At 63.3% G+C, this 11,846-nt stretch carries 14 protein-coding genes; 6 read left to right on the top strand and 8 right to left on the bottom strand.

Going from position 1 to position 11,846, the window contains the following annotated elements:
• Positions 1–112 precede the first annotated feature (112 nt).
• The 3 genes from H147_RS0102700 to H147_RS0102690 are packed head-to-tail and all read left to right on the top strand — an operon-like array spanning position 113 to position 2,468.
• Entirely contained in the window at positions 113–661 is a 549-nt protein-coding gene (locus tag H147_RS0102700) for a DUF6778 family protein (RefSeq protein ID WP_245541092.1), read from the top strand.
• A gap of 50 nt (positions 662–711) precedes the next feature.
• A complete protein-coding gene (locus H147_RS0102695; protein ID WP_019953799.1) occupies positions 712–1,917 on the top strand; it encodes an RSP_2647 family RNA methyltransferase in 1,206 nt (401 codons plus the stop codon).
• Positions 1,914–2,468, top strand: a complete 555-nt coding sequence (locus tag H147_RS0102690) for an RSP_2648 family PIN domain-containing protein (RefSeq protein WP_019953798.1) — start codon at positions 1,914–1,916, stop codon at positions 2,466–2,468. The genes H147_RS0102695 and H147_RS0102690 overlap by 4 nt, the downstream gene beginning before the upstream one ends.
• 7 nt (positions 2,469–2,475) lie before the next feature.
• Here the strand turns inward: H147_RS0102690 and H147_RS0102685 are convergent, their stop codons facing one another.
• From H147_RS0102685 to H147_RS0102660, 6 genes are all read right to left on the bottom strand, one after another.
• The gene (locus H147_RS0102685; protein ID WP_019953797.1) at positions 2,476–3,162 is read right to left on the bottom strand and encodes a M48 family metallopeptidase; all 687 of its coding nucleotides are present in this window, start codon (positions 3,160–3,162) and stop codon (positions 2,476–2,478) included.
• Between the two features lie 48 nt (positions 3,163–3,210).
• The gene (locus tag H147_RS0102680) at positions 3,211–3,990 is read right to left on the bottom strand and encodes a CE1 family esterase (protein ID WP_162561617.1); all 780 of its coding nucleotides are present in this window, start codon (positions 3,988–3,990) and stop codon (positions 3,211–3,213) included.
• Between the two features lie 53 nt (positions 3,991–4,043).
• On the bottom strand, positions 4,044–5,231 hold the full coding sequence (locus tag H147_RS0102675; RefSeq protein WP_019953795.1) for a vWA domain-containing protein: 1,188 nt from the start codon (positions 5,229–5,231) through the stop codon (positions 4,044–4,046).
• A gap of 4 nt (positions 5,232–5,235) precedes the next feature.
• Entirely contained in the window at positions 5,236–5,406 is a 171-nt protein-coding gene (locus H147_RS21145) for a hypothetical protein (protein ID WP_019953794.1), read from the bottom strand.
• A gap of 12 nt (positions 5,407–5,418) precedes the next feature.
• The gene (locus tag H147_RS0102665) at positions 5,419–6,777 is read right to left on the bottom strand and encodes a DUF2927 domain-containing protein (protein ID WP_019953793.1); all 1,359 of its coding nucleotides are present in this window, start codon (positions 6,775–6,777) and stop codon (positions 5,419–5,421) included.
• 80 nt (positions 6,778–6,857) lie between these two features.
• Positions 6,858–7,697, bottom strand: coding sequence for an AAA family ATPase (locus tag H147_RS0102660; RefSeq protein ID WP_019953792.1), 840 nt, complete (start codon positions 7,695–7,697; stop codon positions 6,858–6,860).
• A 180-nt stretch (positions 7,698–7,877) separates the two neighbouring features.
• On the opposite strand from H147_RS0102660, the gene dksA reads away from it, so the two are divergent.
• Both dksA and H147_RS0102650 read left to right on the top strand, forming a co-directional pair.
• The gene (dksA, locus tag H147_RS0102655; RefSeq protein ID WP_019953791.1) at positions 7,878–8,300 is read left to right on the top strand and encodes an RNA polymerase-binding protein DksA; all 423 of its coding nucleotides are present in this window, start codon (positions 7,878–7,880) and stop codon (positions 8,298–8,300) included.
• A 1-nt stretch (position 8,301) separates the two neighbouring features.
• Positions 8,302–9,438, top strand: coding sequence for an FAD-dependent monooxygenase (locus tag H147_RS0102650; protein WP_019953790.1), 1,137 nt, complete (start codon positions 8,302–8,304; stop codon positions 9,436–9,438).
• A gap of 30 nt (positions 9,439–9,468) precedes the next feature.
• Here the strand turns inward: H147_RS0102650 and xth are convergent, their stop codons facing one another.
• Both xth and H147_RS0102640 read right to left on the bottom strand, forming a co-directional pair.
• The gene (gene xth / locus H147_RS0102645; RefSeq protein WP_019953789.1) at positions 9,469–10,248 is read right to left on the bottom strand and encodes an exodeoxyribonuclease III; all 780 of its coding nucleotides are present in this window, start codon (positions 10,246–10,248) and stop codon (positions 9,469–9,471) included.
• On the bottom strand, positions 10,248–10,574 hold the full coding sequence (locus tag H147_RS0102640; RefSeq protein WP_026352189.1) for a HesB/IscA family protein: 327 nt from the start codon (positions 10,572–10,574) through the stop codon (positions 10,248–10,250). The genes xth and H147_RS0102640 overlap by 1 nt, the downstream gene beginning before the upstream one ends.
• A 70-nt stretch (positions 10,575–10,644) precedes the next feature.
• Here H147_RS0102640 and H147_RS0102635 point away from each other — a divergent pair, with 70 nt between their 5' ends.
• Positions 10,645–11,817, top strand: coding sequence for a deoxyguanosinetriphosphate triphosphohydrolase (locus tag H147_RS0102635; RefSeq protein WP_019953787.1), 1,173 nt, complete (start codon positions 10,645–10,647; stop codon positions 11,815–11,817).
• Positions 11,818–11,846: the final 29 nt, after the last annotated feature.

Raw genomic sequence — 11,846 nt, 5'->3', positions numbered from 1 at the left:
AACATATTCGTATGCTCCCACGGTCCTGCCTTAACAGCGCCACATCTCTATGTTAGACACGCATGCAGTTCGCGCGTGTAAGAGGTTGTTCATGTTTCGCAGGATTTTCGGTTTGGCTTTGTTGTTGGGCGCTCTGGCTGCCTGTGCGCCTGGTGCAATGGTCACGCAGGGCGATCCGCGTCCCGATGTGGAACGCGATTACCGGCTGGTCGCGCTGGATTTCTCGACTTTGCCCAATCTCGTGGTGTCAGAGGCGAACACCTATTACCCGCAGGCCGATGTCGTCTGGCGCGGTGATCCCGCAGGCGACCGCATCGCACAGATCGAGGCGCTGTTCACCGAGGCCGCGCGCCGCAACATGGATGGCGGCGCCGATATCAAGAACGCGAACAGCCGCGTTGTGATGGATGTGACGCTGGTCCGCTTTCACGGATTGACCCGTCGCACGCAGTTTTCGACGGGTGGTGTCTACAACATCATCTTCGACGTGGCGATCCGCGATGCCGGAACTGGTGCCGTGATCGAACCCAGCCGCCGTGTGGTGGCCAATCTGGATTCCTGGGGTGGCAATACCAATGCACAGCTCGAAGAACGGGGCATTACCCAGAAGATCCGGGTCACAGAGTTTCTGACCACCGTGCTGGCCGACCAATTGCGCTGACCCCGCGATCAGGGCTTTTCACGGAAGGCCCCGTTCGCTAGTGACAGCGGATGACACAGCAAGATGCCTCCGACCGCGCCACCGTGCGCCTCATTCCCAAGGCCGAAGCGCGGGCGATCCGCCACGGTTTTCCGTGGGTTTATGCCAATGAACTGGTGACCGACCGGCGCACGCGCGGCCTGCCTGCGGGCAGCATCGCGTTGCTGGAGGATGCCAACCGTACCCCGATGGGTGTCGTCGCGGTCAACCCCGCATCCAAGATCATCTGCCGGATGCTCGACCAGAACCCCGAGGCGGTTATCGACCAGGCGTGGTTCGCCGCAAAGATCGCCCGCGCGCTGGCGCATCGCGCGCGGCTTTACCCCGACCCGTTCTACCGTCTGATCCATGCCGAGGCTGACGGCTTGCCCGGCGTCATCATCGACCGGTTCGGCGATATCGCCGTGGTGCAGCCCAATGCGGCCTGGGCCGATGTGCTGATCGCCCCCCTGGTCGCGGCCTTGCAAGAGGTGACGGGCGTCACCACGGTCGTGATGAACGGCACCGGGCGCACCCGCGCGCTCGAGGGGCTGGAAGACCGGATGGATGTGCTGGCAGGCCAGGCCCCGGCCGCCGCCATTCCTGTGCCGATGAATGGTGCGGTCTACATGGCCGACATCATGGGGGGGCAGAAAACCGGCTTGTTCTTTGACCAGCGGCCCAACCATGCTTTTGCCGCAGATCTTTCGCAGGGCGCGCGCGTGCTGGATGTCTTTGCCCATGTCGGCGGCTTTGGCCTTGCGGCCTTGGCGCAAGGGGCAGCATCGGTGCTAGCGGTTGACGGGTCCGCGCCTGCGTTGGACCTTGCCGAACAGGGGGCCGCCGCCATGGGTGTCGCCGACCGTTTCACCACGCGCAAGGGCGATGCGTTCGACGTGCTGACCGCCTTGGCCGAGGAAGGCGCGCAATTCGACGTCGTTATCTGCGACCCGCCCGCCTTTGCACCGGGCAAGGCCGCACTCGAGGCCGGTTTGCGCGCATACGAACGTGTCGCGCGGCTGGCCGCACCGCTGGTCGCACCGGACGGCTATCTGGGCCTGTGTTCCTGTTCGCATGCCGTGGATCTGACCAAATTCCGCAACGCGTCATCGCGCGGGATCGGGCGGGCAGGGCGGCGCGGGCAGATCATCCACACCGGATTTGCCGGTCCTGACCACCCGCTGATGCCGCATTTGGCCGAAAGCGGCTATCTCAAGGCCGTGTTCTTTCGCCTATGAAAGTGCTGATTGACGCCTGCGTGCTTTATCCCACCGTGATGCGGGAAATGGTGCTGGGTGTCGCGGCCAAGGGCCTGTTCGCGCCGCGCTGGTCACCGCGCGTGCTGGAAGAATGGGCGCGTGCCGCAGGCAAGCTTGGCGCGGCCGAAGAGGTCTGGGCGCGGGGCGAGATCGCGGCCCTTGCCGCCCGCTTCCCCGATGCGCTGATCCGCTATGATGCGGGCATCGAACGGCGGTTCTGGCTGCCTGATCCGGCCGATATCCACGTGCTGGCAGCGGCTGTGGCGGGGTCTTGCGATGCGATCCTGACGATGAACGCCAAGGATTTCCCCCGCAACATTCTGGACGAAGAAAGGCTGCAGCGGCGCGACCCCGACAATTTCCTGCGCGATCTGTGGCGGGATGCACCGCAGGATGTCGCTGCCGTGGCCGATGCCGTGCTGGCCGAAGCGTGGCGGCTGTCAGGTCAGGACTGGACCCTGCGCGCCCTGCTGAAGAAGGCGCGTCTGCCACGGCTCGGCAAGGCATTGACGGCTGATACAGGGCAATGATCCTGCACTAGAGCGACTGCCATTTCGCTTCATTCGCCTCGATCGCGGCGATGCGCTGCGGCGTCTTGGGATGGCTCAGCATCCAGGCGGGGGTCGCCGCCCCATGCGCGCCTGTCAGGTGTTCCAGCTTCGCGAACAGCGATTTCTGCGGGCTTGTCCCGATCCCCGCCTTGACCAGCAGCGCCGAAGCATAGGCATCCGCCTCGAATTCGTCGTTGCGCGACAGGCGGGCGGCGACAAGGCTGATCAGGCCTGTGGCGATCCACGGGCCGATCCCCGGCAGAAAGCGGTTCAGGATCATCGCAAGTGCGGTGCGCATCGCGTTCTGGCTGGAAAAATCGATCATCCGGCGCCGCGAATGGCCCAACGCGACATGGCCCATTTCATGCGCGATGACGCTGGCCATTTCTTCCGAGCTGACCTCACCCGCGCGATACTTGTTGAAGAACCCGCGCGTGATGAAGATGCGCCCGTCGGGGGCGGCCAACCCGTTCACCTGCGGAATTTCGTAGATATGCACGCGGATCCGGTCAATCCCCAGCGCTGCGGCCATCCGGTCCATCAGCACCTTCAGGATCGGGTCGGCCAGTTCCGTCGACTTGTCATCAAGCTCGCGCGCGGTGCGCCAGACGGAAAAGCGAAACATCGCGTAACCGTAGACCAGCGCCAGAAGGATCGGTGTGAATTTCAGCATATGTCAGATATGGGCCCGTCCGGCGAAACCGCAAGTGCACCCTGCCTGCTACATTTTGTCAAAAAACCACCAAATCAACGGCGCGGCATCGACTTCGCGCGTCGCCGGGCCCAGCAGGCGCAACGGACGGAGCCGCGTGCCGGGCCAGCCATGGCCGTGCCCGTCGATTTGCACGTGAACAAGCGGCGCGCGACAGCCTGCGTAGCGGATCAGATCGACTGTCGTGCCATCATCGACGGCGTCGAGCGACTGCAACAGTGTCGGTTGCCTGCAGCGATTGCGTGTGGCCCAGACTTCCAGCGTGCGCGCCACCGAATAAGCCCCACCAAAGCGGTGATCCTCAGCGCGACCCTGCGCTGGCGTGATCGGATCGGCGGATCCGTGGAAAAAGATCGCGGGAACGCTCGTCCCGCCTTCACACGGATAGGCCGTCAGCAGATTGGTGGACACCACCGCGATGCCCGCGATCAGATCGGGCCGGTCGCAGGCCATGCGCATCGCCATTCCGCCACCGTTGGAATGCCCCACCAGATAGACCCGCGCGGGATCGGCGCGGCCATCGGCAATCAGCATTTCGATCAGGGCTGCAAGATAGGCGACATCCGTTGCATCATCGCTGTCCCGTCCATCGCGCCAACGACGCCGTTCAACGTTCGGATAGGCGATGACCAGTTGATGGCGTGCCGCTATGGCGTCAAAGCCGGTCTTGCGCTGCATGTTCGCCGCCGTGCCGCCCGCGCCGTGCAGCGCCACGATCAACGGCGCTGCAGCGGGATCCGTGCGCCCGTCGGTCAGCGTGACAGGCCTGCCTCCGAACGCGTCAGCCATCGCAAACAGCGGCAGCAAGCAAAACAACACTCCGACCATCAGCCGCATCATCTTTACCCCACCAGCGTCTTCATGCCCCGGTTGATGCCATCCAGTGTCATCGGCACCATCCGCTCGGCTCCGAATATGTCGCGGATCATCCCGATCGACTGGGTGTAGGGCCAGTAACTTTCCTCGACCGGATTGATCCAGAGAGTGTCGCGCCACTGGTCGCGCGCGCGGGCCAGCCAGACCTGTCCTGCCTCTGCATTCATGTGTTCGTTGGCCCCGCCCGGATAGGCGATCTCGTAAGGCGACATGCTCGCGTCACCGACGAAAATGCATTTGTAATCAGGCCCGTAAGTATGCAGCACGTCCCATGTCGGGGTCTGCGCGTCCCAGCGGCGGCGGTTGTCTTTCCAAACGCCTTCATACAGACAATTGTGGAAATAAAAGTGCTGGAAATGTTTGAATTCCGATTTGGCGGCGCTGAACAATTCCTCGACCACCTTCACATGCGGGTCCATCGACCCACCGATGTCAAGAAACAGCAGCACCTTGACCGCGTTGCGCCGTTCGGGCCGCGTTTTCACGTCGAGATAGCCATGCTCGGCGGTCGCACGGATCGTGCCGCCCAGATCCAGTTCATCCGCCGCGCCATCGCGCGCCCAGCGGCGCAGGCGTTTGAGCGCGACCTTGATGTTGCGCGTCCCCAAGGCAACGCTGTCATCCAGATTGCGGAATTCGCGCTTGTCCCAGACCTTGACCGCGCGCTGGTGGCGGCTTTGATCCTGCCCGATCCGCACACCTTCGGGATTATAGCCATAGGCACCAAAAGGCGACGTCCCCGCCGTGCCGATCCATTTCGATCCGCCCTGATGGCGGCCTTTCTGCTCGGCCAGCCGCGCCTTGAGCGTGTCCATCAGTTTGTCGAACCCGCCAAGCGCCGCGATCTCGGCTTTTTCAGCCTCGGTCAGGTGCTTTTCCGCAAGCTTTTCCAGCCAGTCTGCGGGAAGGTCGATAGCGTCCAGCACAGCGTCGGCGGGGATCGCCTCCAGCCCTTGGAACGTCGCGGCAAAGGCGCGGTCGAAGCGGTCCAGATGGCGCTCGTCCTTGACCATGACCGTGCGGGCCAGAAAATAGAACGCCTCGACGTCATAGGTCGCAAGGCCCGCCTGCATCCCTTCGAGAAACGACAGGAATTCGCGCAAAGAGACCGGCACCCCGGATTTGCGCAGATTGTCGAAAAAGGGCAGGAACATCCGGTCAGAGCATGCTGCGTTCGATGAAGATCAGCACAAACAGGCCAACCAGACCGAAGGCGATGCCAAAGCCGGCCGCCCATTGCAACATATCAAGGCCCTTGCCGCCGTTCGCCCTGGCGCGCCATGCCCCGACAGCAGCCCCGATCATGAGCCCGGAAAGTGGATAGATCATCGTGATACCTTTCTAGCTAGGCGGGCGCGGCAGGCTTGCGATCTCGTTGAGCCGCGCAATCACCTCGTCCCGGCTGCCGAACCCGTATAACCCCCATCCCAGACTGTCCAGCCGCAGTGCCATCGCGGCCTCGGTCTGCCCTTGCAGGTCCAGCGCCTCGGCGCGGAACATCATCAGCAGCGCCAGCAAGGCCGCGTTTTCATGTTGCCGCGCCACCTCCATCGCGGGGCCGGTCAGGTCCAGTATCGTCTCTGCATCGCGCGCGATCAAGGCGAAGGCCGCCATCTGTACCGTGACATGGGCGGCGTGGATGCGCAGCTTTTCGTCACCGCCATAGGCCAGACCTGCGGCCGCGAAAGCCCCCAGCGCCAGTGACTGGTCATTTCCGATCTGGAGCCTGCCAAAGGCATATTGTGCGAACCCCGCACGCGGCCCGGTCCAGCCGCGCGCCTGACCGATCGCGATGGCCCGCGCGGCCTGCTGACGTCGGACCGCCGGCGTTGCGCCGCCGCCCAGAGCGATCGTCATCGCACCGATCCAGTCGCGGCCCGTCGGCCCCATGATTTGCCCGCGACCGCGTTCGCCCCCAGGGTTCAGCCGCGCAAGAATGCCCGGCACCAGCGACATCACTTCGGGCGGCGTCATGCCGCTGCGCAATTCGGATGCATAGGTCACGCGGAGGATCAGCATGTCGAAGCCCGTCAGCACGGCATGCATGTTGTCGTCATTGAAGACGGAGTCGGGCAAGTGATAAAGGTCGTTGAGCGGGCCAAGCGCCTGTGCCAGTTCCTCATGCAGACAATCGCGCATTTCCTGTGGTGTCGCATCGTCGGGCAGAAAGACGGCGGCCCGTTCACGGACCTGCAATGTCGTCCAGTCGATGACCGGGCTGCGCCTTGCGCGCCGTAATTCCGCCCAGTTCCGCACGCGGGGTACGACGAAACAGGCGGCACCGGGCGCCGTCTGGCGCAATTCGCGCGGCGAGACGAGTTCGATGATGATGTCCGCCCCGGTGGCGGGCGCGCGGCGGATGTCGATCCCTGCCTCTGCGCGCAGGCGCGCCAGCAGACCGTCCAGATCGCTGACCAGATGCGCAGGGGCAGAGCCGTTGAACCCGACGCTGATCGGACCCTCGAAGCGGGTGAACAGCGGCAATGGTCGCCCGCTTTCCAACTGAAAACTCAGATCAAAGAAATCGCGGGCCATTTCGGCGTTCGGGCGGCGCGCCGGACCGGGGCTGTTTGCGGCAAAGCTGCGCATCGCCGGAAAGTCCAGGCGCACCGGCTCTGCCCCGTCCGGCAAAGGTGCCGTGCCCGGCTGCGGCGCGCAGGCCGTCATGACCACAAGGGCAAACAGGATCAGGTATTTCATGAAAGGTCCGGTGGTTGACGCACCCTGCACAGCATAGCGGCAGCACCGGACATGACCAGTCACGTCAGCGTGCAGGCCCGTCACCTCTTGCCGCGCGCCAAGAAGGCCAGCCTTTCGAACAGATGCACATCCTGTTCGTTCTTGAGCAGCGCGCCATGCAGGCGGGGCAGGGCATCCGCCCCGTCGCGGCGCAGATCCTCGGGCGTCAGATCCTCGGCCAGCAGCAGTTTCAGCCAGTCCAGCACCTCGGAGGTCGAAGGTTTCTTTTTCAGCCCCGGCGTGTCGCGGATCTCGTAGAATTGCGTCAGCGCCGTGGTCAGCAAGGCCTCCTTGATGCCGGGGTGATGCACGGCCACGATCCGGCGCAGCGTGTCGAGATCGGGAAAGCGGATGTAATGGAAAAAGCACCGCCGCAAAAAGGCGTCGGGCAGTTCCTTTTCGTTGTTGGACGTGATGATGACGATGGGGCGGTGGATGGCCTTGACCGTCTCGCCGGTCTCGTAGACGTGGAATTCCATCCGGTCGAGTTCCTGCAACAGATCGTTGGGAAATTCGATATCGGCCTTGTCCACCTCGTCGATCAGCAGCACGACACGACCCTTGGCGGCAAAGGCCTGCCAGAGCTTGCCGCGCTTGATGTAATTGGCGACGTCGTTGACCCGTGCATCACCCAGCTGGCTGTCGCGCAACCGGCTGACGGCGTCGTATTCATAAAGCCCCTGTTGCGCCTTGGTCGTCGATTTGATGTGCCATTCGATCATCGGCAGGCCCAAGGCGGCGCTGACCTGACGCGCAAGCTCTGTCTTGCCGGTGCCGGGTTCGCCCTTGACCAGCAGGGGCCGTTCCAGCGTGACAGCCGCATTGACCGCCATTTTCAGATCCTCGGTGGCGATATAGCTGTCGGTGCCGGTGAACTGCATCGTTTTTACCTTTTGGTTTCCGCGCAAGCTAGCAGGTCTGCCACGATCATCAACACCTGACGGCCTGATCAATTCAGGGGGTGACACGGCAAGGCCAAAGGGGTAAACGGCGCTTGAATTGGGACCGCAGCGGATCAGCCACCGCCCCGCGCCACCCAATCGCCAGACAAGGGAAAAGCGATGAAAGCTGAAGTGTTTCTTTCGAACGATTATCGTCCGGCCGATGACGAACCTTTCATGAACGAACGGCAGACCGAATATTTCCGCCGCAAACTGCTCGACTGGAAGGCGGAAATTCTCGAAGACAGCCGCGATACTGTCGCCGGCATGAAAGACCAGACCCGCAATATCCCAGATGTGGCCGACCGTGCGTCCGAAGAAACCGACCGTTCCATCGAATTGCGCACCCGCGACCGCCAGCGCAAACTGGTCAGCAAGATCGACGCCGCACTCCGCCGGATCGACGACGGCGAATACGGCTATTGCGAAATCACCGGAGAGCCGATCTCGCTCAAGCGGCTGGACGCGCGCCCCATCGCCACGATGAGCCTCGAAGCGCAGGAACGCCACGAGCGGCGCGAAAAAGTCCACCGCGACGATTGAGGTGGGTGCCAACGCCGGACGCACCATCGCCATCATCGGCGGTGGCATCGGCGGGCTGACCGCCGCGCTTGCCTTTGCGCGCCAAGGTGCCAACGTCACCCTCCATGAACAGGCCCCTGCGATCACCGAGGTGGGCGCAGGGCTGCAAATCACCCCCAATGGCGCCCGCGCTCTCCACGCGCTCGGGCTTGCCGGTGCGCTGGATCAGGCGGGCCTGCGCGCCGAGGCCGTCCAACCGATGGATGCGCTGACCGCACACCCCATCGCACGGTTCGACCTCAGCCGTCAGACCCCGCCTTACCGTTTTCTGCACCGCGCGGACCTGATCGGTCTGCTGGCGCAGGCCTGCGCGGATGCAGGCGTGCGAATCATCCTCAACGCGCGGATTGCGGATATGACAGCGGCAGGCATGGCAGACGCAGACCTGACCATCGGCGCAGATGGTCTGCATTCCCTTGCCCGCCCTCTGTTGAACAGCCCAGCCGCCCCGTTTTTCACCGGACAGGTCGCTTGGCGCGCAATCATCCCCGCCGCTGACGTCCCGCCCATGGCGCAAATCTGGATGGCCCCAGGCCGCCATGTCGTGACCTATCCATTGCCCGGCAACCGTCTGAACATCGTCGCCGTGCAGGAACGCGCCACCTGGGCCGCCGAAGGCTGGTACCACGCCGATGACCCTGCGAACCTGTGCGCAGCTTTCACAGATTGCGCGCCGGCGCTGCGGGACCTGCTGGCACGGGTCGAGGTCGCAAACCTATGGGGCCTGTTCCGCCATCCCGTGGCAGAACACTGGCACAACGACCGGATCGTACTTCTCGGTGACGCCGCGCACCCGACGCTGCCGTTTCTGGCGCAAGGCGCAAATCTCGCGATCGAGGATGCCTTGGCCCTCGCCCGCATGACCCGTGCACAGCCTGATCTGGTAGAGGCGCTGCAGGCTTATCAAGGCGCCCGCCGCCCGCGTGTGGCGCGCGCCATCGCCGCCGCCAATGCCAATGCGCGCAATTACCATCTGTCGGGGCTACAGCGGCGCGTGGCGCATCTTGGGCTGAAAACGCTGGGCAAGATCGCCCCCGACGCCTTCATAAACCGCCTCGGCTGGCTCTATGACCACGACGTGACATCATCTTCCGAGTAAAAATATCCTCGCCGAAGGCCACAAGCCCCGTCAGGGGCGCAGTTCCACCCAGACCGGCACATGATCCGACGGCTTGTCGCGGGCGCGCAGATCCTTCTCGATCCATGCCCCCGCCAGCAGGTCCGCGCATTGCGGGGTCAGCAGAAAGTGGTCAATGCGGATACCGTTGTTTTTCTCCCAGGCCCCCGCCTGATAATCCCAGAACGAATAATGTCCTGTCCCCGGTTCACGGGTACGGAAGGCTTCGGTAAAGCCAAGGTTCAGCACACGGCGATAGGCGGCGCGGCTTTCGGACCGGAACAACGCATCATCGCGCCAGACTTCGGGGCGGGCGGCGTCCACCGCCTGCGGGATGATGTTGTAATCGCCCGCCATCAGCGCGGGCATCTCGTCCGCCAGCAGGTCGCGGGCGCGGGACAGCAGGCGGTCCATCCATGCCAGCTTATAGTCGAACTTCGGCCCCGGCGCGGGGTTGCCGTTGGGCAGGTAAAGCCCGCAGATCCGCACGGCCACATCGCTCACGACCGTCGCCTCGATCCAGCGGGCCTGTTCGTCGGCATCGTCACCGGGCAGACCGCGGGTCACATCCTCCAGCGGCAGTTTCGACAGGATTGCGACCCCGTTGAAGCCCTTTTGCCCGTGTGTTTCCAAAGTATAGCCGCGGTCCTCGATCAGCTCGCGGGGAAAGGCCTCGTTCACCGACTTGATTTCTTGCAGGATCGCCACGTCAGGCGCGCTGTCATCCAGCCAGTCGCACAGGGTTTCGATCCGCGCCTTGACGCCGTTGATGTTGAAAGTCGCGATTTTCATTACATCGCAAACGATGTGCCGCAGCCGCAGGACGACGATGCATTGGGGTTCTGGATCACAAAGCGCGCGCCGATCAGTTCTTCGGAAAAATCGATCACCGCATCGGTCAGGAACGGCAGGGACATGGAATCGATCACCACGGTTTCGCCCTTGTCCGACAGGATCAGGTCGTCGTCCTTGGGTTCGTCCAGATCGATTTCATACTGGAACCCCGAACAGCCGCCGCCTTCGACCGCGATGCGCAAGGCCTTGCCTTGTGCGGCAGCGCCGATTTCCGCCAGCCGTTCAAAAGCGCGCGGCGTGACTTTGGGAGGAAGCGTGAGCATTGCATCACCTTTCGGATTGTTGATCTTTGACATATAGGCAAGTCAGGCAAACCCGACAACAGGCAAACCCATGACAGCGCCCTATGCGACCGATCCGGCCAATCCGCGCGGCAGGCTTTATGCCGAGGAAGAAAGCACCTTCCGTTCGCCCTTTCAGCGCGACCGCGACCGGATTATCCATGCCTCGGCCTTCCGGCGGCTGAAACACAAGACGCAAGTGTTCATCGAACATGAAGGCGATTATTTCCGCACCCGCCTGACCCATTCGATCGAGGTCGCACAGGTCGCCCGCACCATCGCCGCGACCTTGGGCCTGAACGTGGAGCTGACCGAGGCGGTCGCCTTGGCGCATGACCTTGGCCACACGCCTTTCGGGCATACGGGTGAGGAGGCGCTTGATGCGCTGATGCAACCCTACGGCGGGTTCGACCACAATGCGCAGGCGCTGCGGATCGTCACCGATCTTGAACGGCATTATGCCGAATGGGACGGGCTGAACCTGACGTGGGAAACGCTGGAAGGCATCGCCAAACACAACGGGCCGGTGACGGGGGCCATCCCCTATGCGCTGGCCGCCTATAACGCGCGCCATGATCTGGAACTGCACACCCATGCCAGTGCAGAGGCACAGGTTGCAGCACTCTCCGACGATATCGCCTATAATAACCATGACTTGCACGACGGACTTCGTGCAGAATTGTTCAGCACCGACGATCTGGCGGAACTGCCGATCCTGCGCGATTGCTTCGCGCGGGTCGATGCGAAATATCCCGGCCTGAACTACTACCGCCGCCGGCACGAGGCGCTGCGCCGCTTTTTTGGCGTGCTGGTCGAGGATGTGATCGCCGTCAGCCGCCGCAATCTGGCTGATCTGAACCCTGCCACTGTGCATGACATCCGCCACGCGGGGCGCATGGTGATCCAGTTTTCCCCCGCGCTTTGGACCGATCTCAAGGTGATCCGGCAATTCCTGTTCGAACGCATGTACCGCGCGCCCGCCGTCGTCGAGATGCGGGTGGTGGTGACAAAAATGGTGAACGAGCTGTTCCCCTTCTTCATGGACAACCCCGGCGAATTGCCGAAACAGTGGCGCAAGGACGTGGCCGATGCGCCCGACCGCACCGCGCTCGCGCGGATCGTGGCGGATTACATCGCGGGCATGACTGACCGTTTCGCCATTCAGGAACACTCCCGCCTGATCGGCGGCGAAACCGTCCCGCCGGGCGTGATCGACGGGAATTGACGCGGGCGGCGGGGGTGATACACCTGCCG

It is taken from the genome of Yoonia vestfoldensis DSM 16212, assembly GCF_000382265.1.
GTDB lineage: Bacteria > Pseudomonadota > Alphaproteobacteria > Rhodobacterales > Rhodobacteraceae > Yoonia > Yoonia vestfoldensis.
The sequence above is the reverse complement of the archived record's forward strand: the minus strand, read 5'-3'. Positions and strand labels throughout refer to the sequence as shown.